A 26,726-nucleotide genomic window follows, 5' to 3' on the forward strand; every position below is an offset into this window, starting at 1 on the left:
TGTGGGCACGGCAAAACGCCTCTATTTCGTGCCAAACATGCGGTCACCCGCATCCCCTAGGCCCGGAACGATGTATCCCTGCTCGTTCAATCGCTCATCCACCGCCGCCGTGACAATGGGCACGTCCGGGTGCGCATCCTTCATGCGCGCAATGCCTTCGGGCGCGGCGAGCAAACACAGAAACCGAATATCCTTCGCCCCGGACGACTTCAGCAAATCAATCGCCGCCACCGAGGAATTGCCCGTCGCCAACATGGGATCGACCGCGATGACCAGTCTTTCGTCCATGTGATCGGGCACTTTGAAGTAATATTGCACCGGCTCCAGCGTCTCCTCATCGCGGTAGAGGCCGACAAACCCGACCCGGGCCGAGGGCACAAGCTCCAGGATGCCGTCCAACAACCCGTTTCCCGCCCGCAGGATCGAGACAAGCGCCAGCTTTCGCCCCGACAGGGTTGGCGCGTCCATGGGCATGAGCGGCGTCTCGATCCGCTTCGTTTCCATGGGAAGTTCCCGAGTGATCTCATAGGCCAGTAACTGGCTGATTTCCCGAAGAAGCTGCCGAAAGACCGCCGTGGAGGTTCCTACCTCGCGCATGATGGACAGCTTGTGTTGCACAAGCGGGTGCGTGACATGGGTCAAGTGGTCCATGACGTCTCCAATCGGGTCAAAAGATCGTTGCGGGTGGCATCGTCGCAAAAGGCGGCGCGGGCGGCGGTGCGGTTAATGTCCAACCAAGTCTCCGAACGCCAACCGAAGGCTTTGGTTAGGGCGGCGTACTCCCCGCCCATCGTCGTGTGAAAAAACGGGGGATCGTCGGTCGATACCGTGATCGGCACCCCCCGGGCGTGCAGACGGTCGATGGGATGATCCTCGATCCGCTCAAACAGCCCGAGCGCCACGTTTGAGCCGGGACAAACCTCCAACACGATGCCCTCGGCAGCCAAGCGGTCGACCAGGGCGTCGTCTTCAATCGCACGCACGCCATGCCCGATCCGCGTGACACCCAAGTCATCCAGGGCGGAACGGACGGACTCTGGGCCGCCGAACTCGCCCGCATGGGTTGTTAGATGCAAGCCTGCGGCTTTGGCGCGGGCAAAGGCCCTGGCGAAGTCGCCTTGCGTTCCGACCGCCTCGTTGCCGCCCATGCCAAAGCCAGTGATGAAGTCACCAGCCGTGGCAGCGGCGCACTCCGCGACCTCTTGAGCGGCCTCAGGGCCAAAGTGCCGGATGCAGGTTACGATGCCACGCATGTGGATGTCCGGCACGCTGGCAGCGGCCTCTTGGATGGCTGCCAGGTAATCTCGCCAAGCACCCAGGTCGCGACCCCCGCAGAAATCAGGGCTCAAGAAAGCTTCCGTATAGATGACGCCCTGCGCCGCAGATTGCTGTAACACCGCGTATGTCAGACGACCGAAGTCTTCTGGTGTTCTCAGGACCTGCGTGGCGGCCTCATAAACATTAAGAAAGCCTGTGAAGTCATTGTATTTGTAAGACCCATCAGCATCGAAAACGCCGTCCAACCGCACACCTTGTTCCGCAGCCATCCTTTGGATCAGCTTCGGCGGTGCCGCCCCTTCTAGGTGAAGGTGCAACTCAATCTTTGGACGCATCGTCATAGGAACGCTCTCCCTGGTCCAACGGACGGAATACCCAGATGGGCGCAGATCGTCGCCGCAACATCTACGAAACCCACCTGCCCCAAGGACCCTGCGTCTCCGGTCGCGCCGGCGCAGAGAACAGGTACCCGCTCTCGCGTGTGGTCTTTGCCGTGCCACGTCGGGTCGTTCCCATGGTCCGCGGTAAAGATAATCAAATCGTCAGGGCGCAGGGCGGCCAGCAAATCCGGCAGGCAGCGGTCGAACCATTCCAAATGCCCCGCATAGCCCGCCACATCCCGCCGATGCCCGTACAGGCTGTCGAACTCCACGAAGTTCGCGAAGGTGAGCGAACCATCTGGTTGCTCAGCGAGGGCCGCCTTCAGATGCTCCATCAGTTGCGCATCGGTGCCTTTGGCAACCGTATCGATCCCGCGACCGGAGAAAATATCCCAAATCTTGCCAATGGCATGGACATGGCCGCCAGCCCCCTGCACCGCGTCGCACTGGGTCGGTCCCGGTGGCTCCAAAGCATAGTCTTTGCGGTTGGTCGTTCGCGTCCATGGGCCGTCCCCCACGAACGGCCGGGCGATGACGCGACCGACGCGGCGGGCGTGCAACATGGGCGCCAGGGCCTCACACAGGGCATACAGCCGGTCGAGGCCGAAGTGCTCCTCATGGGCCGCGATCTGAAAAACGCTGTCCACGGAGGTGTAGCAGATCGGCCAGCCCGTGCGGATGTGGGCTTCGGCCTCCTGGGCGATGATCTCCGTGCCCGAAGCGTGGCGATTGCCCAGGATCCCATCGGTCCCGGCCAAGCGACAGACCTCGGCAACGAGGCCCTCGTCAAAGGACGGTTCCGTTCTTGGGAAGTACGTCCAATCCCACGGCACGGGCAGTCCCGCCAATTCCCAATGGCCCGAGGGGGTATCCTTTCCCAAGCTGACCTCCGTCGCCGCGCCCCAAGCCCCTTGCGCGTCCGCCGCCAAGCCGGGGCCGATTTCACCCGAAGCAAGACGCAAGGCTGCGCCAAGCCCCAGTTTGTCGAAATGCGACAGATTTATGGCTCTTCGATCGCCTAAATCTGGGAAATTCTGTAGAATATGTGCAAGTGTATTCGCGCCCTCGTCTCCGAAATCGGCAGCATCCGGTGCCCCACCAATGCCGAGGGAGTCCAACACAACGAGGAATGCACGGCTCATCGCACGGTCTCCTGCACCAGGGTCGGAGGGGTTACGGCGCCGTCCTCCAGGGTGATCGCATGGGCAACCTTTTGGGCGGCGGCTTCGGCGCTATCGGAATCCCGCGCATGGATCCGGGCAAGGGGTTGATCCTCGACCATTGTGGCGCCGAGTTGCGCCAGATGGCTGATGCCAACCGTGGGATCCACGGTATCATCCTCGCGTCGACGTCCACCGCCCAGGTCGACGACTATTTCCCCCAATGCCCGGGTATCGATCTTGGCAACCACGCCAGGTCGATCCGCCCGCAGTTCCGCAACGACAGGTGCGGCGGGCAGGCGGTCGCGCCACCGTTCGAGAAAATCGGCGGGCCCGCCTTGGGCAGCAACCATGTTTCCAAAGACCACCGCAGCGCCACCCGAGGCCAAAGCCCGCGCGATCCGCTCCGCTCCGTCATCCGCATCCGCCGCAAGGCCACCCAGCGCCAGCGCCTCCCCTCCGAGGGCCTGCACAAGGGCCAACAACCGCGCGGATGCGCGCCCCGTCGGGTCCGTCAGCGCCTCCATTGCCGAAATAACCTCCAGCGCGTTGCCCGCACTGGTCGCAGCCGGTTGAGACATATCCGTCAGGATGGCCGAGGTCATAACACCCGCCGCCTGCCCCGTCTCCACAAGGGCCTGCGCTAGGCGCCGCGTCTCTGTCGGGTCAGGCAGGAAGGCGCCGGAGCCGGTTTTGACATCCAGCACAAGCGCCTCCGGTCCTTCGGCCAGCTTCTTCGACAGGATCGAGGCCACGATCAGATCAAGGCTTTCGACTGTGCCGGTCACGTCCCGCACCGCATAGAGCCGTCGATCCGCCGGGGCGATGTCGGCCGTCGCCCCAACGATGGCACAGCCCACCCGCGTGACCACGGATTGCAGCTCATCAACCTGCATCTGAGTACGAAAGCCAGGGATCGCGGACAGCTTGTCCAGCGTGCCGCCCGTGTGCCCCAACCCCCGGCCAGAGATCATCGGCACATAGGCCCCACAGGCGGCTAGGGCCGGAGCCAAGATCAGCGAGACGCAATCGCCGACGCCGCCGGTCGAATGCTTGTCCAACACGGGGCCGTCCACGTCCCAGTGGAGCACTTCGCCCCCGTCGCGCATGGCGCGGGTCAGCGCCGCACGCCCAGCGGCGTTCAGGGGCGTGTGGCAGATGCCCATGGCAAAGGCTCCCGCTTGCGCGTCCGACACACTGCCATCGGCCAGACCACTGGCAAAGGCCGCAAGGGCCTTTGCACTGGGGCGCCGCCCTTGGCCCAAATCCTGGAGAAGTCGGCGCGCCGTCACGCCATGTGATCCGCGTCGAACGCCCCTGGCAGCAGATTGCCGACGGTCGTGGCCTGCTCCTCTCCGGCGACAGTGGCCAGCGTCACGGGCACGGAGCCGCCCGCGAATTCGGCAAGCTTTTGGCGGCACCCGCCACAGGGCGGCACCGGCGCGGGCGATCCGGCCACCACATACACTTCGGTCACGTCCCGTTCTCCGGCGGCGCACATGGCGGCGATGGCCCCCGCTTCGGCGCAGGTGCCCTCGGGATAGGCCGCGTTCTCGACGTTGCAGCCAATGAATACCGCGCCGGAGGCGGTGCGGATGGCCGCGCCAACCTGAAAGTTCGAATAGGGCGCATGGGCGTTTGCGCGCACCGCAAGGGCCGCCGCACGCAGATCTTCGGACATGGGATGCTCCCGCTGGATCACGTCATCAAAGGCTTGGCCCGACGCGCCGAGCGATGCAAGGGGCCAGCCTCGCAACGCCGTGAACGGGCTTGATTGGTCTTTGGCGCCCAGGTCGGAGAAGATCCGCGCGAAAGGAGATCTCCCATGACCCCTACGCGACGTAATCTTATCCTTGGCGGTGGCCTCGTGGTCCTGGCCGGAAGCGCAGGCGCCGCGGTGTTGCTGCGTGACCGACAATTGCCCCCGGCGCGCGTCTACAGCGAGAACGGCCTGGCCATCCGCGGCACGGACCCGGTCGCCTATTTCACCGAAGGCCGCCCCGTTTCGGGCGACCCGACACTCACCCACGATTGGGCTGACACGACCTGGGCCTTCGCCAGCGTTGACAACCGAGACCGCTTTGCCGCCGATCCCACGGCCTACGCCCCGCAATACGGCGGCTTCTGCGCTTGGGCCGTGGCCGAGAAGGGTGAACTGTTCTCCACACAGCCAGCGAATTGGGCGGTCGTGGACGGCAAACTCTATCTCAACTTCAACGACAGCGTGCAGGCCCGCTGGAACGAAGACGTCCCGGGCTTCATCGCAAAGGGCGATGCCCGCTGGCCCGACATCGTGGCCTCAGTCTAGGGGCGACGCCAAACAGCGGCCATGCTAGCGTTCGGGTATGGTCGCTGATGTTCCCAACGGACCGGACGCCTGTCAGGCCGTCATAGGCGCCCTGCCCGAGGCGCGAGCGTTAGAGGCGCGCGAACTCGACACGCTCTACCGCCAGGAAACGGGCTTCGCGCCCCACCTCTGGAACGGCCGGATCATCGGCTACGGCGCCTATGCCTATACCTACGACAGCGGCCGCTCGGGCCAGTTTCTGGCCACCGGATTTGCCATGCGGACAGCGGGCCTAAGCTTTTACATCATGCCGGGGTATGCGGATCACAGTGCGATCCTAGACAGGCTTGGGCCCCACAAGATGGGCAAGGCCTGCCTTAACGTCACCAGATTGGACCGCATCGATCTCGATGCCTTACGGGAATTGATCCGAGCGGGTCTCACCGACCTGCGAAACCGCTGGCCGGTGACACCAGAGCCCGCCTAGAGCATCATCTGGTAGCTCTCCGGCACCCAATGGAAGCCGTCGCCGCGCGTGTCCACATAGCCGACGGCAGGGAACGGCATGTGATATCCGATCATCGGCATCTTTTCTGCGGCAAGCATCCCCAGAACCGCCCGGCGCGTGGCCGCCGCAGCCTCTTTGTCCATGTCGAAACGGACTTCCCAATCGGGATGCGCAAGCGACCAGACGTAGTGATTGGCCAGATCGGCGGCGATCAACAGGCTATTGTCGCCAGAGGACAGACGGTAGTTCATGTGCCCCGGCGTGTGTCCAAAGGCGGCGACGGCGGTGATCCCCGGCGCGGCATCTTGGCCGTCCTCCAGAAACGTCATCTTTTTGGCCAGGGGCACGACGTTGGCCTGAAAGTTTTCGGCCTCGCGTGCGGCCCAGGCGTCATATTCCGCACGACCCGTCATGTAGGACGCATTGGCGAACGTAGGGGCGCCATTGCGCATCAGACCGCCGATGTGGTCGCCATGCATATGGGTGATGACCACCGTATCCACATCGTCCGTGGCATATCCGGCGGCCTCTAGCACGGAGGCGATACCGTCCCCGGACTGACCGGTATCGAACAGAACCAGGCTCTCGCCCGTGTTGACGAGGGTCGGCGTGAAAAAGAACTGGTTCACGTCCGACGGGATATGCGCCGCCTCTGAGACCTCACGGAAGGTCTCCGCATCCACATTCATCCCGAAGATGGTCTGGGGATCCGCCGGGTTCGTGACCGTGTTGGCCAGCAAGGTCGTCACCTCCAGGTCCCCGAGTGCAAAGCGGCGGATGTTTTGCAAGACGGGCCCCTGCTTTGGGGCGGCTGCCGCAACGGGCAAGGCGGCGGCAAGCGGCAAAGCCGCAGTTGCGGTGAGCGCCGCGCGGCGGGTGATCTGCGTCATGGGTCTCTCCTGGGGGCGATTGACGTGGCTGAGACCGTAGGTCGCACCCTGGGCGCGGCAAGGCACATCCCCGTGACCGCCCTGCCCCGCGGGCCTGCCAAACACCCCTTCCCCTGGACAACCGTCACGCCCTTTGCCACACGCCGCTGAAAGGAGCCGCCCCATGCCGTCCACCGATATCGTCACCCGCTTCGCCCCCTCGCCCACCGGCCACATCCACGTGGGCAACCTGCGCACGGCCTTGCTGAATTGGATGATCGCCCAAAAGGCCGGCGGGACGTTCATCTTGCGCCTGGATGACACCGATCCGGAGCGGTCTAAAGACGAATACGCCGACGCCATCCGCGAAGATTTGGAATGGCTTGGCCTGACCTGGGATCGGGAAGAGCGCCAATCGGCGCGCCTCGACCGCTATGCCGCCGCCGCCGATGAGATGCGCGCCATGGGCCGTCTCTATGAGGCGTTCGAGACGCCGGTTGAATTGGACCTGAAGCGCAAGAAGCAGCTGAATATGGGCAAGCCGCCCGTCTACGACCGTGCCGCGCTCGCGTTGTCCGACGAAGACAAGGACCGGCTGCGGGCCGAACGCGGCGGTCATTGGCGCTTTAAGCTGGACCAAGAGCGGATCGAGTGGACCGATGCGATCCTGGGCGACCTGAGCATTGACGCGGCTTCGGTCTCGGACCCGGTGCTGATCCGGGGCGACGGTCAGGTGCTGTATACCATTGCCTCGGTGGTGGACGACACGGACATGGGCGTGACCCATGTGGTGCGCGGCTCTGACCACGTGACGAACACCGCCACGCAAATTCAGATCATGGCGGCACTAGGCCATGGCCACCCGACGTTTGCGCACCACTCGCTGTTGACCGGCCCCCAGGGCGAGGCGCTGTCGAAACGCCTGGGCACCCTGTCGATCCGTGACCTGCGTGCCCAGGGGGTGGAGCCTATGGCCCTCCTGTCGCTCATGGCGCGCCTCGGGTCGACCCAACCTATCGAAGTGCGCGACACGCCTGCTGATCTGGCGGCGGCCTTCGATCTGTCCCAGTTTGGTGTGGCGCCGACGAAGTTCGACGTGGACGCGCTCAAGCCCCTGTCGGGGTCCGTCCTTCAGACCCTGCCCTTAGCCGCCGTGGCCTCAGATGTCGCAGCGCTCGGCGTGCCTAGCGAGCAAGCGGAGGCCTTTTGGACCGTGGTGCGCGACAACATCCAGTCTCGCGCGCAAATGGCCGACTGGTGGCGTCTGATGACCGAGGGCGCGGATCCGCAGATCGCCGAAGAAGATGCGACGTTCGTGGCCGAGGCACTGGCCCTGCTGCCCGACGCGCCCTGGACGCCGGACACCTGGTCGTCCTGGACGGGCGCGGTCAAGGCCGCCACGGGGCGCAAAGGCAAGGGCCTGTTTAAACCCCTGCGTCTGGCGATGACGGGTCGTCCCGACGGGCCGGACATGGCCAGCCTGATGCCTTTGTTACAGCGCAAGCCCTCGGTCTGAGCGCCCCCCTCGGGGCCAGGACCGATTTTCCCGGAAAATCGGGCGCCAGTGGCAGCCGTGGTGCCAAAGGCTCACCGCGCGCGCACGGGGCATCACCCCTGCGTGACGGCGCAGGGCGCACGTCTTGCAGGCAAGGGCGTTGGAACGTCATCTTAGGGTCAACCGAAAGGACCCCAGATGCCGACCGAACGTTTCACCTTTGCCGGACATGACGGCAGCGCCCTGGCCGCCCGTTTAGACCTGCCCGACGGACCGGTGGGCGCCACCGCACTGCTGGCCCATTGCTTCACCTGCGGCAAAGACATCGCGGCCTCCCGCAGGATTGCGGCACGACTGGCAGCGATGGGAATCGCCGTCCTGCGCTTTGACTTCACCGGGCTGGGCCATTCCGGTGGTGAGTTCGAGAACACGTCCTTCACCTCCAACGTGGATGACCTGCGCGCGGCGGCGACGGCTTTGGAGGCCAGGGGCCTCGCCCCGAGTATCATCATCGGGCACTCCTTAGGCGGGGCAGCCGTTTTGCGCGCGGTCGGCGATATGCCGACGGTCAAGGCTGTGGTCACCATCGGCGCGCCGTTTGACCCCGGCCACGTCACCCATAACTTCGACAACGCCCTGGAGGATATCGCCCGGGACGGCGCCGCAGACGTGGTTCTGGGCGGACGCAAGCTGCGCATTGGGCAAGGGTTCGTCGAGGACGTCTCCGCCCAGGCGCTCGCCCCCGCCATCCGGGACCTGAACCGTGCGCTCCTGGTCCTGCATGCACCGCGCGACATGACCGTGGGGATCGACAATGCCACGCGCATTTTCGTTGAGGCCAAGCACCCGAAAAGCTTCGTCACCCTAGACGACGCCGACCACCTTATCACCCGTCAGTCGGATGCAGATTACGCGGCAGATGTAATCGGGGCCTGGGTCAGCCGGTATGTCGACATCACCCAGCCCGCGCCTCCCATCGGCGCGCCAGAGGGTGTGACCCGCGTGACCGAGGCGGATCCAGCGGGGTTTGCCCAGGACATCGTTGCGGGCGGACAGCATCACGCCCGTGCCGATGAACCTGCCGCCTATGGCGGAACAAACCAGGGTATGACGCCCTATCAGTTGCTGGCCGCCGCCCTGGGGGCCTGCACCTCGATGACCATGCGCATGTACGCGCGGCGCAAGGGATGGCCGATGGATCAAGTGGCTGTCGATGTCACCCATGACCGGATGCACGCCCAGGACGCGCCCTCCGCGACGGAGCGGATCGACCGCTTTCGTCGTGAGATCACAGTCACAGGTCCTCTCGATGTCGATCAGCGGCGGCGCCTTCTGGAGATTGCGGACAAATGCCCGGTGCACCGCACCTTGGAGGCCGGCGCCGAGGTCGAGACCGTTCTGTTGGAACCGGAAACCCAAGACTGACCGGGTGTTGCGCGGACAGGATCCGGCCTTCAGACCGGACCGGTCGACGTGTAACCCTGGGGCGGCCTAAGGCCCTGTGCGTGCAAGTTCCGTGCGCAACTCGGACAAACGCCCGAGGCAGACCTTGGTTGCGATGCGAACGGCCGCGACATCCCCCTGGCGCGCGACTTGGTTCAATCGGCGCGCGGCCTCCTGGGTGGGCAAGGCCCCCACAGCGCCGGACAGCGACAACAGGATGTGCGTTTGCGCGCGGATTTCGACCACGTTCACAGGCTCTAGCGCCCCAGACAGCCCGTCGAAGACACCTGCCAGGTCCTCTTTTAGACGATCCAGCAGCACGTTGCCCTGGTCCGGTCCAGCGGCGGCCATAAGCTCCGCCAGGGTAATGGCGCTGAGCGCTGGCGCCCGTTCCGGCACCCAGTCCGTCGGGTCGGGCGCGTTCTCCAGGTAATGGTGCAGGGCCTTCCCAAAGGCCTCGATCGTACCGAGCGGTTTGGCCAAGATACCGTCTGCCCCCGCTTCGTAGATGGCGTCGCGGTTGTCCCGCATCACATAAGCGGTCATGGCAACCATCACCATCGGCGGGGCCACCCCACGAGCCTGGCGCACCCGTTCCGAGCGGATCACGTCCAGCCCGCCAAGCTGCGGCATCTCAAGATCGACGAGCGCCAGATCAAACCGCTCTCGGGACAGCCAGTTCAAGGCTTCAATGCCGTTGGAGGCGATCTCGCTTTCGGCCCCCATGCGGCCCAGCATCCCCTTCAGTAGGGATTGGTTGGTCCCGCTATCGTCAGCGATCAAAACGCGCCAACCGGTGAGGTCAGGGAGCTCCGCGCCCTCATCAGACGGGTCGCGACGCCAAGACAAGGCCGGTATGGTCAGCGTGACGCGCGCGCCGCCCGTCTCCAGATTGCTGGCCGTCATTTGACCGCCCAAACCCTCTGCGTGGGCGGCGGCGATATGCAGGCCCATGCCCGTGCCCGGAGCGGACCCACCCCGCGTGGCGGGATCAAACAAGCGTGGCAAAAGATCCGGTGGGAAGCCGGGTCCATCGTCGCTGACGCAGAAGCGAAGCGCGCCGTCTTCATAGACACCTGCGCCCAGTTCGACGGTTCCGCCGGGGGCGTGGCGCAGGGCGTTGCCCATCAGGTTGGCCACGATACGCCGCAAATGCAGCCCATTCAGACGCACGACCTCTGGCAAAGTCTCTGATCGGTTCAGGGTGACCATCGTGCCCGTTGGGCGGGATGCGCCGTGCCATCGCCGCAGCTCATCATCGAGAAAACGGTGGAGGTTGAGCACCCCCACCTCCGTCTCCACCCCTTGGCCAGGGGTGCCCAGCAACATCTCTTCGACCAACCGCGCCAGCAGTTCCGACGCCACATGAACACGCCCGAACTGCTCGCGCGCGGCCTCCGACAGGTCATCCGGATCAATCAGTCGCAGGCCGCCGATCACATCCGAGACGGCGGCCCGTATATCATGGGCGAGCAGTTCCACTGGGTCTGGGGAGAACCCCTCTCCGGCGGAAGACGTGCGTCGCCCCCCCGTCACCTAGGCCATCGCCTTGGCATAGCCCAAGGTGCCGAGCGCGGTGCCGATCTCATCCATAATGGCGGGATCGTCGATGGTGGCCGGCATCTTCCATTCGGCGCCATCGGCGATCTTGGCCATGACACCGCGCAAGATCTTACCCGACCGCGTTTTGGGCAGGCGATCCACCACCACGGCCAGCTTGAAGGCCGCCACCGGCCCGATCTTATCGCGCACCAGTTTCACACACTCCTTGACGATCTCGTCGTGGGGACGGTCTACGCCCGCCGTCAGGATCAAAAAGCCCAGTGGCAATTGCCCCTTCAGCGCATCGGCCACGCCAATGACCGCGCATTCGGCAACGTCCGGGTGAGTGCCCAGGACCTCTTCCATGGCGCCAGTGGATAGGCGGTGGCCCGCGACGTTGATGACATCATCCGTGCGCGCCATGATCCAGAGGTATCCGTCCTCGTCCAGCATCCCCGCATCCCCCGTCTCATAGTAGCCGGGGAAAGTGTTGAGGTAGCTTTTCTCGAACCGCTCCCGCGCGTTCCACAGGGTGGGCAGCGTTCCGGGTGGCAGCGGCAGTTTCACCGCGATGGCGCCGAGCGTGCCGGGCGCGACCGGGTGCCCGCCGTCATCCAGAACCTGAACATCGTAGCCGGGCATCGGAACCGAGGGAGAGCCGATCTTGACCGGCAGTTCTTCCAATCCCATGGGGTTGGCCGCGATGGCCCAACCGGTTTCCGTCTGCCACCAATGGTCGATGACCGGCTTGCCTGTCAGGCGCTGGATCCATTGGATCGTATCGGGGTCGGCACGTTCACCGGCCAGGTAGATCGCCCTGAGACCAGACAGGTCATGGCCCTTCATGAAGGTGCCGTCCGGGTCCTCCCGCTTCACCGCGCGGAAGGCGGTCGGCGCCGTGAAGAAGGCCGCGACCTTATGGTCAGAGATCACCCGCCAGAAGGTCGAGGGATCAGGCGTGCCCACGGGCTTGCCCTCAAAAACGATCGTCGTGCAGCCATGCACCAGTGGCGCGTAACAGATGTAGCTGTGTCCAACGACCCAACCAACGTCCGAGGCGGCCCAATAGACCTCACCCGGTTTGACGCCATAGATGTTGGACATGGTCCAATCCAGCGCCACAAGGTGCCCACCAGTGGCCCGAACCACGCCTTTGGGCGCGCCGGTCGTGCCAGAGGTATACAGGATATACGCAGGATGATCGCCCCGCACAGGAACGCAAGGATGGGGGTCGGCGGCGGCCACGGCCTCCTCCCAATCGACGTCGCGGGGGCCGAGTTCAATCTCCAGGCCCGGACGCTCCAGAATGATGCACACATCCGGCTTGTGGGACGCAATCTCAATGGCCCCGTCGAGGAGCGGCTTGTAGGGAACGGTGCGGTTCGGCTCGATCCCGCCCGAGGCGGCCAGAACGGCCTTGGGCTGGGCATCGTCGATGCGGACAGCCAATTCGGCGGCGGCAAAACCTCCGAACACGACCGAATGAATGGCCCCCAGGCGTGCGCAGGCCAGCATCGCCTCCAGGGCCTCGGGAACCATGGGCATGTAAATCAGAACCCGGTCGCCCTTTGTCACACCACGGGCGGCCATGGCCCCGGCCAACCGGGCGACACGATCCTGCAGTTGGGCATAGGTGATATGACGCACGGTGTCCGTCACGGGGCTGTCGTAGATGATCGCAGTCCGATCCCCGTTTCCAGCGGCGACATGGCGGTCCACGGCGTTGTGGCAGGTGTTCACCATCCCATCGGCGAACCATTCCGGCACGGGTCCCCCCTGATCATGGAGTGCTTTGGTCGGCGCCGCGTCCCAGTCAATGGAGCGCGCGGCATCCATCCAAAAGCCCTCTGGATCGCTTTGTGCCCTCTCCCACTCAGATTTCCAGCCCATCGTTCTCTCCCGATCGTTCGATGGCCCCATCTAGGGGCGGCATACTCAGGCATGCAAGAAACCGCCGCGCGCTGCGAGCGCTATCATCGCGACATGTCCTGAACTATCCACCATCGCCGCGCCCAAGCAAGCGGCCTTCGACGACAGGGGCTTTGCGCTTTGGGGACAGAGCGTGCAAAACTCCGCCCTAAAGACCTGGAGACCCGGAGACACCGCGAATGGACTTGCTGCCTTTGGACGACACAACATCCGTCGCCCCCCAATTGCATCCCGAAGAGATGGCGGAGCTTGCGGCAACGGGCGTGACAGCCGTCATCTGCAATCGCCCCGACGCAGAGGTCCCGCCCTCGCACCAGGCAGCCGCCATGCAGGCCGCCGCCGAAGCCGCAGGTCTCGCCTTTGTCTTTAACCCCGTGTCGATGCCCAACATGACGATGACGGCCGTCGAAGAGCAGGGTGACGCCATCGACGCCGCGGAGGGCAAGGTTGTCGCTTATTGTGCGTCCGGCACCCGGTCCGCTGTTCTCTGGGCGCTCAGCCAGACCGGACGCATGACCCCGGATGAGATCTTGGCGGCGACGGAACGGGCGGGCTTCCAATTGGGCGGCCTCCGCCCGCAGTTGATCGCCCTGGCCGAGGACGCGTGACCATGGCGGACAGCGATTACTTGGGCCCGGGACGGCGCTGGCACGACATGGGCGGCGACCTTGCCGGTCCTGTCCCCACCGCAGACCACGATTTCGCCCTGTGGGAGAAACGGGTGGACGCCCTGGTGATCCTGTCCGGTCTCAAAGGCGTGTTCACGGTCGATGGGTTGCGCCGCGTCCTGGAAGACATGGGACCGGAGGCCTTTGAGACCATGACCTATTACGAACGCTGGGTTGCGGCCTTGAACCAAAATCATCTGGAGCAAGGCACCTATACGGTGGCCGAATTGGCCACCAAAATGGCCGAGGTTCAGGCCCGTGGCGCCACCTATGGTGCGGCAAACCATGTCCCCTAGCGCGGCACCTGAGGCGCCGACGGGGTGCTGGCTGCCAGGCACGGCCGTCCGCGTCCGCGCGCTGATGCCGCCGGGACATGTGCGCACGCCGGCCTATCTGCGCGGAAAAACCGGCGTTGTGGAACGCGTCCTTGGCCCATTCGGCAACCCCGAGCAGCTTGCCTACGGCCATGCCACGACGCCCCTGCCCCTGTATCGCGTGCGCTTTCATCTATCAGATCTTTGGCCAGACGCTGCGGCCAGCACCGACACCCTCGACGCCGAAATATACGCCCATTGGTTGGAGCCTGCGGATGCCCCATGACCACCCCGATCACGACGCGCCCGACGGGCTGTCGCCCTCTGGCCATCCGTACCGTGCGGATCAGGACACCGACCTGACCTATTGGCAGACGTTGGAAATTGCCGTCCGTGAGTTGATGATCGACAAGGGCGTCGTCACACCTGCCGAAGTCACGGCCCAGGTGGAGGCCATGGACGCGCGCAGCCCCGCCGACGGCGCCGCCGTCGTGGCGCGGGCCTGGACGGACGCGGCATTCCGTGCGCGACTGCTCTCTGACGGCTCCGCCGCCTGCGCCGAGATGGGGTTCGATGTGGGCCCCATGAAGCTGATCGCGGTCGAAAACACACCCGAGGTTCACAACGTCATCGTTCGCACGCTGTGCAGCTGCTACCCGCGGAACCTGCTGGGCCTGCCGCCCGATTGGTACAAAAGCCGCGCCTACCGATCCCGCACAGTGCGGGAGCCGCGCGCCGTCTTGGCGGAGTTCGGATTGGTCCTGCCAAGCAGCACGACCGTCCGCGTTCACGATTCGACAGCGGATATGCGCTATATCGTTCTGCCCATGCGCCCCGATGGCACCGACGGGATGACCGCTCAGGACCTGGCGAAGCTCGTGACGCGAGACGCCATGATCGGCGTTGGCGTCGCACGGGCACCAGCGTGATTTCCCATGTCTGCCTCGGCAGCACCGACCTACCCCGCTCCCACCGGTTCTTCACGGCGCTGCTGACGCCCCTGGGTCTGACCGAGGTTATCATGGGCACGAATGGCGAACCGCCCGTCTTGTGTTGGCACCAGCCAGGGACAACAGCACCGCGCCTTTATGTGGCGATACCGTTTGATGATCGTCCTGCGACGGCCGGCAACGGGTCCATGCTGGCCCTCTCCGCGCCCTCACAGGCGGCGGTCGACGCCGCCCATGCCGCTGGCCTCGCGGCAGGTGGCACCGATGAGGGAGCGCCTGGCCCACGTCCACACTACGGGCCCGACTACTATGGCGCCTACCTGCGCGATCCCGATGGCAACAAGCTGCATCTTGTCCATGCAACGGGCACCGCGTGAGGGGCCTAAGACTTTTCAACGAAAAGTCTTTCCAGAGTTTTCAGCGAAAACTCTGCCCCCTTCATCGACCGCGCAGCCGCGGATCCAGGGCGTCGCGTAGACCATCCCCGACGTAGTTGATCGACAACACCACGAGGGAAATCGCAAGACCAGGCCAGAACGCCCGTCCCGGGTAGTTCTGTAAGTACTGCACCCCGTCATTCAGAAGACGTCCCCACGTCGGGAAATCCGGCGGAAACCCTAACCCAAGGAACGACAAGGCCGACTCCGTGATGATCGCCGTGGCAATACCCAAGGTGGCAGACACCATGATCGGCGACAGCACATTGGGCAGAATGTGCCGCGTGATGATCCGGGCGGGTGGCGTTCCAATGGAGCGGGCGGCCAAAACAAACTCCCGCTCCTTCAGGGCCAGGACATCGCCGCGCACGATCCGAGCCGTTTGCATCCAAGAGGTGATCCCGATGGCCGCCACGATCAGAATAAAGATCCCCGTCTCGACCCCAAAGGCGGCGGTGAGCGGCTCCCGAAACAGCAGCACCATCACCAAGAGCAGCGGCAGCAACGGCAAGGCCAAGAAGAGATCGGTCAGGCGCATCAACAGGCCGTCCAAGCGCTTGAAGTAGCCCGCCAAAACACCGATCAGCGTGCCGAGCAGCAAACTCAACCCCATGGCCGTCAATCCGACCGCCATGCTGATGCGCCCCCCCGCGATGACCCGGGCAAAGATATCGCGGCCCAGTTGGTCGGTGCCCATCGGGTGCGCCCAACTCATCCCTTGGTTGCGAGAGCGAATGTTGGTCTGCGTCGGGTCCAAGGGCCAGAGGTATGGCCCCAGAACGACCAACAGAACGATGGCGAGGAAAAAGCCGGCCCCGATCAGCGCGCCCTTATGGCTGCGAAACTGATCCCAAACATCCCACCACTGACTGCGGGCCGCATGTGTCAGGTCGGTTGCAGTGGCGTCAGTCATAGCGGATCCGCGGGTCTAGGATGCCGTAGAGCACGTCGGCAATCAGGTTGAAGAGAACGATCAGCACAGCAAATATGAAGGTGAGCGTTTGTACCATGGGCAGGTCGTTGGCCTGGATCGCAGTGATCAGCAACTGACCGATGCCATTCACCTTGAACACCTGTTCGGTGATGATCGCCCCGCCAAAAATCGACGGCACGCCCAGCGCAATCACCGTGACCACGGGAATCATCGAGTTCCGCAGGACGTGGACCAGCACCACCGCTTTTTCCCGCAGGCCTTTCGCCCGCGCGGTCCGCACGTAGTCCTGTCCCAGATTGTCCAGCATCGACGCGCGCATGAACCGACTAAGTTGCGAGGTGATTTGCAGCGCCAGGACCATCACGGGCAGGGTCATCTGCAGAACCTGCTGTTTGAACGCGGCCCAGCTGTCGACGACAAGCGTCGTGTCATAGATGGACGGGAACCATTTGAGTTGCACGGCAAAGATCACGATGACCAAAACACCCGAAAAGAAGGGCGGCACCGAAAAGCCGATCATCGTGACGAAGGTCCCGGCCTGATCGAAGACCGAGTACTGTTTGTAAGCGGAATAGATGCCCACCGGGATCGCGATCAGGATGGCGACGATATAGGCGGTGCCCACGACCCAGAGCGTCTGGGGGATCCGCTCGGCAATCGCGATGAAGACAGGCGCGCGGTTTTGCCAAGAAATGATGCGTAACTGCCCTTCTGCGAAGGTGGTCCCAAAGAGGGCATCGACCACGTTGAGCGGCTCGATCCAAAAGAACTGCACGAGCCATTTCCAAAAGCGGATCGGCGCGGGCTCTCCAAGGCCAAGGGCCTGGCGCATCTGCTCCTTCACCTCGGAGGGCACGGTCAAGGGCACGTTGGCCATCGGATCGCCCGGGGCGATTTCCAGCAGAAGGAATATCACCAGGGCGATGAACAACAGCGTTGGGATCGCAAAGAACAATCGTCGAATGGTGAAGGTCAGCATCGCGGGCGGATCCCCATAAGGTCAAAGTGGCCGCAGAGAACGGAGCGACGGATGGGGGCGAACGCGTGACGGCCCGCAGGTACGCGTCGTCGGGACGTCCCCGCCATCGCACGGCTGTCGTAGAGGCACCCGCCACCCATGGCGACGGCGCCTAGGGTCACGTTGAAGCCTTGCGGCAGGCCGACCGCCATCAATCCGGCCAGCCGCAATTGAGGCCGAGCGATTGCGCCGGAGACCTTCGCGCGGTTGTGGAGCCTCCGGGCACCCATAATGCGGGCAACGCCAGGCCGTCTCGAAGGCATACCGACGTGTCCTGCGACCTTTGGCGCGACACGCCCCGACCGTATGGAGTGACCCGATGCAAACCTGTCACCGCGCCCCATGGCATCGCCCCGATCAGCAACCCACGCCAGACGCGGCACATCGGCAGACGGACGGGGCCGAGTCGTCAAACCAACGCCGCAAGTTTCTTGTGGAATTACCATCCAGAGGTCCGCATCACGTGAGGGGCGTCGGGACGACCCCGACCTACGGAAATCAGTGGCCGGACCGCCATAGGTCCGGCCGGTGGGCAGGGCACTACCCCGCCGTGCGGATCATCATTCGCCGATCCGGTACCAATCGGCGATGTTCCAGAGCTCGCTGTCCCAAACGTTCAGCTTCACGCCACCCAAGGTGTTGGCGTGGGCCGACAGACGACCACGGTGCACCAGCGGGATCATCCCACCGCGCTCAATGATCATGTCGTTGAGCTGCTTGGCGATCTCCGCGCGGGCTTCAATGCCGGACGTGCGGGCCAGTTCAGCCCAGAGCGCGTCATACTCCGGATCGCAGAAGCGCGAGATGTTCTCACCCTGCCACTGGGTCGCGGGGCTCGGCGCCTTGTCGCAGAGACCGTTGCCAAGATAGGCCTGCGGATCAGTGCCATTGAAGGTATTCGCGTACATCTCCACGTCGGCATAAAACTTCTGGAAGGTATCGGGCGACCCCGCGTCCCCGCCGAAGAAGACCGATGCGTTGATGTTGCGCAGCTCGGTCGCGATGCCGATCTCCTGCCACCACTCCTTGATCAGAGCCTGGAAGTCCTGACGCACCGCGTTGGTCGAGGTCTGATAGAGAACGCGCAGCTCAATGCCGTCCTTTTCGCGCACGCCATCGCCGTTGGCATCGACCCAACCGGCTTCCTCCAGCATGGCCTTGGCGCCGTCCAGATCCTGGGTGGAACAATCGATGGACGTCGAGGCAAAGACCTCGGGTGCGGGCACCCAGTTGCAGCCGACCTTACCGGCCTGGCCGTAGCCGATTTCCACCAGAAGCGGGCGGTCAATGGCCATGGACATGGCCTTATAGACCGCCGGATCGCTCAGGAACGGATGGGGGCGGACAACCGACCGCTCATCGGGACCCAGCGCCGGATCGGGGTTGGTATTGTTGAGCATGATCCGCTCGACCAGGGGACCGAAGCCCGCGACCGGCGTGCCCAAGCCACCCTCTTCCATCTGCGCGATGACCTCGGGGGCCAATTGCAGGTTCCAGGCGTAGTCGAACTCACCGGTCTGCATCACGGCGCGACCGGCGGCATCCGCGTCACCGCCACCCTTGAAGTTCACGCTCGCGAAGGCGGGCTTGCCCTCTTCGCGGTAGTTCGGGTTCGCCGACAGCGAGATCACGTCATTGGTGCGGAATTCATCCACCACAAACGGGCCAGTGCCGATGGGGCCGAAGTTCTGCTCGGTACAGGTCGAGGCCGCCGCGCCCACGCATGGCTCAAACTGGGCCTCTTGCAGGATCGGGCTCTCGCCCCCCACAAAGGCGCTGTAGGGATAGGGCTGCGGTTCGGAGAAGGTGACCACAACGGTCAGGTCGTCCGGCGTCTCGACGGACGAGATGCCCTCAAACTTGGTCACCTGGGCGCAACCACCCTCGGGATGGGTGCAATACTCATAGGTGAACTTGACGTCCGCGCTGGTGAACGGCGTGCCGTCGGACCAGACCAGCCCCTCCTTCAGCGTCCAGGTCACCTGGGTCAGGTCTTCGGAAATGCCTCCGTTATCAACCGTCGGCACCTCGGCGGCCAACCATGGCTGGATCGTGCCCGTCTCATCGAACCGGGCCAACGGCTCTACGATTAGCGACGCGCTCTCCACATCCTTTGTCCCCCCGGACAAGAATGGGTTCAACGTGGATGGCGCCTGCCAATAGATGATGTTGACCTGGCCATCGCGGCCACGCTCGCCCACGTGGCCGTCGGCATGGGCCATGGGGACCAGGGCCAGGCTCGCCACGGCGCTGAGCAAAGCTGTTTTCACGGACATAAATGATCTCTCCTTGTTGACGCTGCCGGGACCGCCCCCCTCAGGTTGGCTGGTCAGGCGAGTCTGTTGCCCGCCACGTCCCCCCTCTCCGAAGGCTCCATGGTGGGATGCGGTGCTGGGCCCCTTCTGCGGAGACCGTGTGGCCGACGACCGCAAAGGCCAACGACTCTCGTATGACAAACAGATGATGTGCGAATTGCAAGCGTCTTGGTCGTGCCACCAGGGCAAGCGACCGATAAGACGGCAGCGCCGCGCCCAGACGATCAAACGCGCGGCAAATCCGAACACCATCTTTACACCGCAGGTTCGGTCATGTTCGGTGATCGGCAATCGACCCCGTCAGAGGGCCGGACCTGCGGGAGAAACCATGTTAGAAACTGCCCAGCCGCCGCACCATCAGACCGACCGCGTGCCCGTCGCCTCATTCGACCGGCTCCGGGTCGAGTTTCAAACGCGGGGCGGCAGAGTCGTCGGCGTCGATGACGTGAGCTTTGACGTTTTTCCCGGCGAAACCGTCGCCGTGGTGGGGGAAAGCGGGTCCGGCAAATCGGTGTCATCGCTGTCGCTGATGCGATTGGTGGAGTTTGGCGGCGGCCAAATCACCGGTGGGCGCCTGTTGTTCGATCAGGGCGACGGGGCCCCGCCCATCGATGTGGCAGAGGGCAATCCCCATGACCGGCGCGCCCTGCGCGGGGCCGAAATCGGCATGATCTTCCAGGAGCCGATGACGGCGCTCAACCCTGTCTTCACGCTGGAAAAGCAACTGACCGAAGGGTTGATCGAGCATCGCGGCCTGACCAAAGCCCAGGCCCGCGCGCGGGCCTTGGATCTGTTGCGACAGGTGCGCATCCCCGAGCCGGAGCGCCGCCTGTCCCAATACCCCCATGAATTGTCCGGTGGGATGCGCCAGCGCGTTGTGATCGCCATGGCCCTGGCCTGCGAACCCCGCATGTTGATCGCCGATGAGCCGACCACCGCGCTCGACGTCACGATCCAAGCGGAAATCCTGGCCCTGATCGACCGGCTGAAGCGAGAGACAGGCACAGCCGTTATGTTTATCACCCATGACATGGCCGTGGTCGCGCAGATGGCCGACCGCGTCGTGGTCATGTACCGCGGCCGCAAGGTTGAGGAAGGTCCCGTCGAGCAGATCTTTGCGGCCCCGCAACATGCCTACACCAGGGCGCTTTTGGCGGCGGTCCCTCGATTGGGTGAAATGCAGGGCACCAGCCTGCCCGCCCCCATGAAGCTGATGGGGCGAGAGGGACAGAACCTTGACCCCATTCCGGGCACCGGCGAGACTCTGTTGGAGGTCAATAACCTTACCGTCCGCTTTCCGGTCCGTGGCGGGTTGCTGCGGCGACACATCTCGAACGTCCACGCGGTGGAAGACGTCAGCTTTTCGATCAACCGCGGCCAGACGCTCAGCCTCGTGGGCGAATCGGGCTGCGGGAAATCCTCCTGCGGGCGGGCCGTCTTGCGATTGGTGGAGCCTGTGTCGGGCCAGATCGCCATCGACGGCACCGACATCATGGCGCTGAACCAAACCGATCTGCGCAGCGCCCGGCGCGACATGCAGATGATTTTCCAAGATCCCTTCGCCTCGCTCAATCCGCAGCGTCAACTGGCGGACCAAGTATCGGAACCCATGGAGAATTACGGCCTCCATACCCGGTCGGAACGCCTAGACCGCGTGGCGCAACTGTTTGACCGCGTGGAACTGCCGCGCAGCTTCATGCGCCGGTACCCGCACGAAATGTCAGGCGGCCAACGGCAACGGATCGCCATCGCCCGCGCGCTAGCCCTGAACCCCAAGTTGATTGTCGCCGACGAGAGCGTGTCGGCCCTGGACGTCAGCGTGCAGGCGCAGGTGCTGAACCTGATGATGGAACTGCAAGCGGAGTTGGGTCTCAGCTATCTGTTCATCAGCCACGACATGGCCGTCGTCGAGCGGGTGAGCCACCAAGTGGGTGTGATGTATTTGGGCCGGATCGTTGAAATCGGCCCCCGTGCCGCCGTCTTCGAAAACCCGCAACACCCCTACACCCGGGCGTTGATGAGCGCCGTCCCCGTGGCCGATCCCACCCAGCGCAAGTCGGAGCGGGACCTGAATTTCAAGCCGATCCCCTCGCCCATTCACCCAATCGACCATGCGCCCGAACCCTCCCACTACCGAGAGGTGTCGCTCGGTCATATGGTCCTCGAAACCGACAGCGGCTATTAGGTGGCGGACATTTTGTGCAACGACCCTCAGGGCACCCGGAGGCGCCCTGCCAAGTCGAACTGCCGGACGCGATCCAGCAGGCCCCCCCATAGCCCAAGACCATGACTGGACCCCGATGACCCAGCTTTCCGCCCGCGCCATCCTCGACCGCCTGGTGTCCTTTCCCACGGTCAGCCGCGACTCCAACCTGGACCTTGTGGATTGGGTGGAACACTACCTGGGCACCCACGGCGTCTCGGCCCGCCGGGTCTATGACGCCACGGGCACCAAAGCCGCGCTCTACGCCAACGTTGGACCCGAAGTGCCAGGCGGGGTTGTTCTGTCCGGTCACACCGACGTTGTCCCCGTCGATGGCCAAGACTGGACAACCGACCCTTGGACCGTGACCGAACGGGACGGAAAGCTGTTTGGACGCGGCACCTGCGACATGAAGGGCTTCGACGCGCTCGCCCTCGCCATGGTGCCCTATGCCCTGGACCGAGGCATCACCCGCCCCCTGCAACTGGCCTTCAGCTATGACGAAGAAATCGGCTGCGTCGGGGCGCCGCCCATGATCGACGACATGGTCACCCACCTGCCCCGCGCCGCTGCCGCCATTATCGGAGAGCCGACCCTGCTCCGCCCCGTCACCGGCCACAACGCCAGCGTCATGTTCCGCATCCATGTCCATGGCTTTGAGGTCCATTCGTCAAAGCTGCCCGAAGGTGTGAGCGCCATCCACGAAGCGGGCCGCATCCTGCATTGGGTGAATGAGGCCAATGCCCGCATTCAAGCCCAGACACCTGATCCGGTGTCTGCCCTGTTCGATCCGCCGTTCACGACCGTGCATGTGGGCATGATCCAGGGCGGCACGGCCCACAACATCACCGCCAAAGACTGTCACCTGAACGTCGGCTTCCGCTGTCCAGCGGGTGACGACCCCGAAACCTATGCAGTGGATCTGACAGAGGTCCTGGAGGCCCTGGACGCCTCTCTCCGGGCGCGCCACCCCAAAGCTGGCGTCACCTTTGAGCGCAACTTCGGTGTTCCCGGCCTGCGCCCCGAGGCGGAGGGCACCGCCGAGACTCTGATCCGACGCCTGACCGGGGACAATGCCCCCCATGTGGTGACCTATGGGACCGAGGCTGGCCAATTCCAAGAGCGCGGGTATTCCGCCGTGGTCTGTGGCCCTGGCGATATCGCCCAAGCCCATCAGCCCGATGAATGGATCGCCAAAGACCAATTCGAAGCGGGCGAAGCCCTGCTGCGCCGGGTGGTCGACACCCTGGTCTAGGGCAGCACTCGGGCTGCCGCTGCCCCAAGGCCCCGCCTTCATGCCACCGCCCAGGGGTCGCACAGGCCCGGAAGCAACACGCGCGGCCGCGCCGCTTCAGGAAGAGGCGGGCGACCGCTTGCTCCGCTCTGTTCCGGCGGGGGCTGCTTGGGGCAAACGCGGATCGGACATGGTGATCAACCGCGCCGCATTCTGACGCGTCACAAAGGTCCAGAGCCAGTTCCAGGCCACGACAAACCGACTGCGCGTGCCGATCAGGAAATAGATATGGGCAATGCCCCATACCCACCACGCCACGGCGCCCGTCAGGGTCACGCGCCCGAAATCCGCGATAGCGGCCCGCCGGCCCAAGGTCGCAAGGTTCCCGGCATGGCGGTAGACAAACGGCCCAGGCGCTCCCCGCGCGCCCAGTCGCGCGCGAATAACGGCTGCCACATAGGCCCCCATTTGCTTGGCGGCGGGCGCAATGCCGGGCACCGCCTGACCGGCTGTGTCGCTGACCGAGGCCGCATCCCCCACGACAAAAATGTCGGGGTGCGATGCCAGACTTAGATCCGGCCCCACAAAGGCGCGACCGGCACGATCCCGCGAGGCACCCACCCAAGACGCGGCTGGCGACGCCTGGACGCCCGCGGCCCAAATGATCGTGCGGCATGGGATGCGTCTGTCGCCAACCATGACCGCATCGGCGGAGCAGCCCGTCACCGCGTCACCGGTCATCACCTCGACCCCCAAGCCTGCCAAGGACTGTCGGGCGTAAGCGGACAATTGCTCAGGAAAGGCGGACAAAACCGTCGGACCCGCCTCAATCAACAGCACCCGCGCTGCCCGCGTGTCGATCCGCCGAAAATCGCGGGGCAAGATGCGATGGGCCAGCTCGGCAATGATCCCCGCCAATTCCACACCCGTGGGGCCCGCGCCGATCACAGCGAAGGTCAGATGGGCGGCCCGCGCTTCTGGGTCGTCCTCTGTCTCGGCCATCTCAAAGGCCTGGAGCACCTTGCGACGGATCCGCGTCGCATCCTCTAGGGTTTTCAGACCGGGCGCATGGGCCTCCCACGCGTCATGACCAAAGTAGGAGTGCCGCGCCCCCGTGGCCAGGACGAGGTAATCATAAGAAACGGGCGCACCCCGCTTTAGTAAAACGCAACGTTTTGAGGTGTCTACGCCCGTCACACGGCCCATCAGGGTGGTCACATCCTGCCGATCCCGGAAAAGTTGGCGGAGCGGCCAAGCGATCTCCGACGGCGCGAGGATGGTTGTCGCCGCCTGGTACAACAACGGCTGGAACAGGTGGTGGTTGCGCTGATCGATCAGTGTAATCCGCGCCCCCGCGCCGCGCAGGGATTTGATACACTGCACCCCCGCAAAACCGCCCCCCACGACGACGACATGGGGGCGTTTGTCAGGTATTGGCTGATGTGCGGTCTTCATCTTGCGAACTCCGTCTCAAGGAGGACTCGGTGATGTTCGACCGATCTTACGCAGGGTCAGCCACCGGGTACAATCGCCGATCGCCGCACCCCTTGCACCGCCCCCGCATCGGCGTACCTTCCTCCAGGAAGGAGACCGCCCATGCCCGTCAAAAACCGTTTCGCCGAACTGCTGCCCGACATCACCGCCTGGCGCCGGGACCTGCATGAGCACCCGGAAATCCTTTTTGAGACCCATCGCACCTCGGGGATCGTGGCCGAGAAGTTGCGCGCCTTTGGCTGCGACGACGTAGTCGAGGGGATCGGACGGACCGGCGTCGTTGGCGTCATCCACGGCGCGTCGACAGCCTCGGGCAAGGTCATCGGCCTGCGTGCCGATATGGACGCCCTACCGATCCTTGAGGCGACGGGCCTGGACTACGCCTCCAAGACGGCTGGCGCCATGCACGCCTGTGGCCACGACGGGCACACGGCCATGCTCCTGGGCGCCGCGCAGTACCTGTGCGAGACGCGGAATTTCGACGGCACCGTGGTCGTGATCTTCCAGCCCGCCGAAGAAGGCGGCGGCGGCGGCAAAGAGATGTGCGACGACGGCATGATGGACCGCTGGAACATCCAAGAAGTCTACGGCATGCACAATTGGCCCGGCAGACCGGTCGGCAGCTTTTCCATCCGCCCGGGCGCCTTCTTTGCTGCGACCGACCAATTTGACATCACGCTAGAGGGGCGCGGCGGACATGCGGCCAAACCCCAAGAGGTCGTGGACACGACTCTCATGGCCGCCCATTTCGTCACATCCGTCCAAAGCATCGTGTCCCGGAATGCCGATCCGGTGAAGCAAATCGTGGTCTCAGTCACGTCCTTCGAGACATCGTCTAAGGCATTCAACGTCATCCCCCAAAAGGTGGAGATCCGCGGCACGGTCCGCACCATGGCGGAAGACCAGCGTGACTTGGCCGAGGACCGCATCCGAGAGATCGCCGCTGGCGTCTGCGCCACATTCGGCGGCACGGCAGAGGTCACCTACCACCGGGGCTATCCGGTCATGGTGAACCACGAGGAACAGACGGAGTTTGCCGCCGACGTGGCGCGCGCCGTCTCTGGCGACTGCGAGGATGCGCCCCTGGTCATGGGCGGCGAAGACTTTGCCTTCATGCTAGAGGAACGGCCGGGCGCATATATTCTAGTCGGAAATGGCGATACGGCGCCCGTCCATCATCCTGAATACAACTTCACAGACGAGGCCATTCCCGCCGGCTGTTCTTGGTGGGCTGAAATCGTCGAACGGCGACTTCCAAATGCGTCGGTGTAGGACCGGTAGCTGTCGGCCTGGCGTCTATTTCGCGGTTTGGAAGGTGAGCGTTGACCAGCGCTGATCGTTTCCAGTTAATCCACCTGCCGATTAACTAGCCCAGGCTCGGTTTTGTTAGGCCTCGCGGGGCTGCTCAGGTTAAAAACATATGATGAGCGGGACTATCCCGCTCAATTTATTTTACGAGAAAGCGATAGGTTACTGCACACCAGTCCGGACGAGCGCAACGTGGTCCTAAAGTATACCAAGCGCTGCTCCCTATGGCGTTACCAGATTGAGATCATGTGGGGAGTGCAAAAGACTGGCGACATGCGACGACATGGCACGTCAAATCTCGAAAGTCGTTCTGCCAGAAATCATCCTTGCAGCTACGATCTTAACTGCATTTCACACTCATTAGACCCATTCCAGGCGGCATTGGTCCAGCGAGAGCTCAACCCACTGCACCACCAAACGCATCTTAGCCGACAAGAAACAATTAATCCTTGCAGACAGTCTCAATTTCGAATTGCCAATTGATCCAGATCTCTTAAGCAAAAACAGACCTTAGAACGAATCGGATAATCAATGAAACTCTTCACTGCGATCCTTGCATTTCTCATTTTAGCCTATTCCGACCCAGCTAGCGCCCAAGGCCGGGTTTCAGTGGCCTCGAAGGGCGATGATGCCACGGTCTGGGCCACAGGCTGGGGCGGCGGCGGATCGGGCAATCTCGTGGTGGTGTGGTCTCCGGCCAGCCTCAACGACGGTCGCGTCGGCATCTGCGGGGTCTACGCGCTGACCAATGCGACCTTGCGACAAGGCGCGAACCAAGTTCTTGGACGTGCCGTCGTGCGTGTGGACGGTCAGGTCGTTCATCGCAACCTGCGTCGCTTGGCCAAGGCGTCCAGCGTAGGCAGCCTCGGGTCTACAACCCCCGCCTGCATCCCAACGAATGCGCAAGGGAAATGGGACAGCGTGGAAATCACCTTCGGCAACGGATCCTTCCGGAACTGA

Annotated in this window: 25 protein-coding genes; 13 read left to right on the forward strand and 12 right to left on the reverse strand. The window is 63.9% G+C overall.

The window, feature by feature from the left end; genetic code table 11:
• Positions 1 to 21 precede the first annotated feature (21 nt).
• From upp to K5R33_RS14755, 5 genes are read right to left on the reverse strand one after another with little or no spacing between them, the layout of a single operon-like run.
• Positions 22 to 651 carry a uracil phosphoribosyltransferase gene (upp, locus tag K5R33_RS14735; protein ID WP_220749820.1) on the reverse strand — a complete coding sequence of 210 codons (630 nt, stop codon included), beginning with the start codon at positions 649 to 651 and terminating at the stop codon, positions 22 to 24.
• Positions 639 to 1,619: an adenosine deaminase gene (locus K5R33_RS14740; protein WP_220749821.1), complete on the reverse strand. Its 981-nt coding sequence runs from the start codon at positions 1,617 to 1,619 to the stop codon at positions 639 to 641. Before K5R33_RS14740 ends, upp begins: the two co-directional genes overlap by 13 nt.
• A complete protein-coding gene (locus K5R33_RS14745; RefSeq protein ID WP_220749822.1) occupies positions 1,616 to 2,800 on the reverse strand; it encodes a phosphopentomutase in 1,185 nt (394 codons plus the stop codon). The genes K5R33_RS14740 and K5R33_RS14745 overlap by 4 nt, the downstream gene beginning before the upstream one ends.
• Positions 2,797 to 4,110, reverse strand: a complete 1,314-nt coding sequence (locus tag K5R33_RS14750; protein WP_220749823.1) for a thymidine phosphorylase — start codon at positions 4,108 to 4,110, stop codon at positions 2,797 to 2,799. The genes K5R33_RS14745 and K5R33_RS14750 overlap by 4 nt, the downstream gene beginning before the upstream one ends.
• On the reverse strand, positions 4,107 to 4,499 hold the full coding sequence (locus K5R33_RS14755) for a cytidine deaminase (protein WP_220749824.1): 393 nt from the start codon (positions 4,497 to 4,499) through the stop codon (positions 4,107 to 4,109). Before K5R33_RS14755 ends, K5R33_RS14750 begins: the two co-directional genes overlap by 4 nt.
• 144 nt (positions 4,500 to 4,643) lie before the next feature.
• Between K5R33_RS14755 and K5R33_RS14760 the strand changes: the two genes are divergently transcribed.
• Complete coding sequence (locus K5R33_RS14760) at positions 4,644 to 5,126, forward strand: YHS domain-containing (seleno)protein (protein ID WP_220749825.1); 483 nt, start codon at positions 4,644 to 4,646, stop codon at positions 5,124 to 5,126.
• 37 nt (positions 5,127 to 5,163) lie between these two features.
• Entirely contained in the window at positions 5,164 to 5,592 is a 429-nt protein-coding gene (locus K5R33_RS14765) for a DUF1801 domain-containing protein (protein ID WP_220749826.1), read from the forward strand.
• On the opposite strand, the gene K5R33_RS14770 is transcribed toward K5R33_RS14765, so the two are convergent.
• Complete coding sequence (locus tag K5R33_RS14770) at positions 5,589 to 6,503, reverse strand: MBL fold metallo-hydrolase (RefSeq protein ID WP_220749827.1); 915 nt, start codon at positions 6,501 to 6,503, stop codon at positions 5,589 to 5,591. The genes K5R33_RS14765 and K5R33_RS14770 overlap by 4 nt on opposite strands.
• A gap of 163 nt (positions 6,504 to 6,666) precedes the next feature.
• On the opposite strand from K5R33_RS14770, the gene gltX reads away from it, so the two are divergent.
• Together gltX and K5R33_RS14780 are read left to right on the forward strand one after the other, a co-directional pair.
• Positions 6,667 to 7,998 carry a glutamate--tRNA ligase gene (gene gltX, locus K5R33_RS14775; protein ID WP_220749828.1) on the forward strand — a complete coding sequence of 444 codons (1,332 nt, stop codon included), beginning with the start codon at positions 6,667 to 6,669 and terminating at the stop codon, positions 7,996 to 7,998.
• A gap of 177 nt (positions 7,999 to 8,175) precedes the next feature.
• Positions 8,176 to 9,402, forward strand: coding sequence for a bifunctional alpha/beta hydrolase/OsmC family protein (locus K5R33_RS14780; protein ID WP_220749829.1), 1,227 nt, complete (start codon positions 8,176 to 8,178; stop codon positions 9,400 to 9,402).
• Between the two features lie 66 nt (positions 9,403 to 9,468).
• On the opposite strand, the gene K5R33_RS14785 is transcribed toward K5R33_RS14780, so the two are convergent.
• Entirely contained in the window at positions 9,469 to 10,956 is a 1,488-nt protein-coding gene (locus K5R33_RS14785) for a hybrid sensor histidine kinase/response regulator (RefSeq protein WP_220749830.1), read from the reverse strand.
• Positions 10,957 to 12,852, reverse strand: a complete 1,896-nt coding sequence (locus K5R33_RS14790; RefSeq protein ID WP_220749831.1) for a propionyl-CoA synthetase — start codon at positions 12,850 to 12,852, stop codon at positions 10,957 to 10,959.
• 218 nt (positions 12,853 to 13,070) lie between these two features.
• Between K5R33_RS14790 and K5R33_RS14795 the strand changes: the two genes are divergently transcribed.
• Genes K5R33_RS14795 through K5R33_RS14815 form a run of 5 tightly spaced genes read left to right on the forward strand, consistent with a single transcriptional unit; the run spans position 13,071 to position 15,200 of the window.
• Positions 13,071 to 13,499 carry a protein tyrosine phosphatase family protein gene (locus K5R33_RS14795; protein ID WP_220749832.1) on the forward strand — a complete coding sequence of 143 codons (429 nt, stop codon included), beginning with the start codon at positions 13,071 to 13,073 and terminating at the stop codon, positions 13,497 to 13,499.
• Positions 13,500 to 13,501: 2 nt separating this feature from the next.
• Positions 13,502 to 13,855, forward strand: coding sequence for an SH3-like domain-containing protein (locus tag K5R33_RS14800; RefSeq protein ID WP_255576470.1), 354 nt, complete (start codon positions 13,502 to 13,504; stop codon positions 13,853 to 13,855).
• Positions 13,845 to 14,159: an SH3-like domain-containing protein gene (locus K5R33_RS14805; protein WP_220749833.1), complete on the forward strand. Its 315-nt coding sequence runs from the start codon at positions 13,845 to 13,847 to the stop codon at positions 14,157 to 14,159. Before K5R33_RS14800 ends, K5R33_RS14805 begins: the two co-directional genes overlap by 11 nt.
• Positions 14,149 to 14,802 carry a nitrile hydratase subunit alpha gene (gene nthA, locus K5R33_RS14810; protein ID WP_220749834.1) on the forward strand — a complete coding sequence of 218 codons (654 nt, stop codon included), beginning with the start codon at positions 14,149 to 14,151 and terminating at the stop codon, positions 14,800 to 14,802. The genes K5R33_RS14805 and nthA overlap by 11 nt, the downstream gene beginning before the upstream one ends.
• Entirely contained in the window at positions 14,799 to 15,200 is a 402-nt protein-coding gene (locus K5R33_RS14815; RefSeq protein WP_220749835.1) for a VOC family protein, read from the forward strand. Before nthA ends, K5R33_RS14815 begins: the two co-directional genes overlap by 4 nt.
• A gap of 61 nt (positions 15,201 to 15,261) precedes the next feature.
• Here K5R33_RS14815 and K5R33_RS14820 read toward each other — a convergent pair whose 3' ends face one another.
• The 3 genes from K5R33_RS14820 to K5R33_RS14830 form a co-directional block, all read right to left on the reverse strand.
• Positions 15,262 to 16,173, reverse strand: a complete 912-nt coding sequence (locus K5R33_RS14820; protein ID WP_220749836.1) for an ABC transporter permease — start codon at positions 16,171 to 16,173, stop codon at positions 15,262 to 15,264.
• Positions 16,166 to 17,173: an ABC transporter permease gene (locus K5R33_RS14825; protein ID WP_220749837.1), complete on the reverse strand. Its 1,008-nt coding sequence runs from the start codon at positions 17,171 to 17,173 to the stop codon at positions 16,166 to 16,168. Before K5R33_RS14825 ends, K5R33_RS14820 begins: the two co-directional genes overlap by 8 nt.
• 599 nt (positions 17,174 to 17,772) lie before the next feature.
• A complete protein-coding gene (locus K5R33_RS14830; protein ID WP_220749838.1) occupies positions 17,773 to 19,488 on the reverse strand; it encodes a peptide ABC transporter substrate-binding protein in 1,716 nt (571 codons plus the stop codon).
• Between the two features lie 367 nt (positions 19,489 to 19,855).
• Here K5R33_RS14830 and K5R33_RS14835 point away from each other — a divergent pair, with 367 nt between their 5' ends.
• Both K5R33_RS14835 and argE read left to right on the forward strand, forming a co-directional pair.
• On the forward strand, positions 19,856 to 21,712 hold the full coding sequence (locus K5R33_RS14835; RefSeq protein WP_220749839.1) for an ABC transporter ATP-binding protein: 1,857 nt from the start codon (positions 19,856 to 19,858) through the stop codon (positions 21,710 to 21,712).
• Between the two features lie 115 nt (positions 21,713 to 21,827).
• Positions 21,828 to 22,985 carry an acetylornithine deacetylase gene (argE, locus tag K5R33_RS14840; protein WP_220749840.1) on the forward strand — a complete coding sequence of 386 codons (1,158 nt, stop codon included), beginning with the start codon at positions 21,828 to 21,830 and terminating at the stop codon, positions 22,983 to 22,985.
• Positions 22,986 to 23,081: 96 nt separating this feature from the next.
• On the opposite strand, the gene K5R33_RS14845 is transcribed toward argE, so the two are convergent.
• Complete coding sequence (locus tag K5R33_RS14845) at positions 23,082 to 24,419, reverse strand: NAD(P)/FAD-dependent oxidoreductase (RefSeq protein WP_220749841.1); 1,338 nt, start codon at positions 24,417 to 24,419, stop codon at positions 23,082 to 23,084.
• 141 nt (positions 24,420 to 24,560) lie between these two features.
• Here K5R33_RS14845 and K5R33_RS14850 point away from each other — a divergent pair, with 141 nt between their 5' ends.
• Both K5R33_RS14850 and K5R33_RS14855 read left to right on the forward strand, forming a co-directional pair.
• Positions 24,561 to 25,730 (forward strand): M20 aminoacylase family protein, encoded by a 1,170-nt coding sequence (locus K5R33_RS14850; protein ID WP_220749842.1) that lies wholly within the window; start codon positions 24,561 to 24,563, stop codon positions 25,728 to 25,730.
• 567 nt (positions 25,731 to 26,297) lie between these two features.
• On the forward strand, positions 26,298 to 26,726 hold the full coding sequence (locus K5R33_RS14855) for a hypothetical protein (protein WP_220749843.1): 429 nt from the start codon (positions 26,298 to 26,300) through the stop codon (positions 26,724 to 26,726).

It is taken from the genome of Jannaschia pagri (assembly GCF_019655435.1).
GTDB lineage: Bacteria > Pseudomonadota > Alphaproteobacteria > Rhodobacterales > Rhodobacteraceae > Jannaschia > Jannaschia pagri.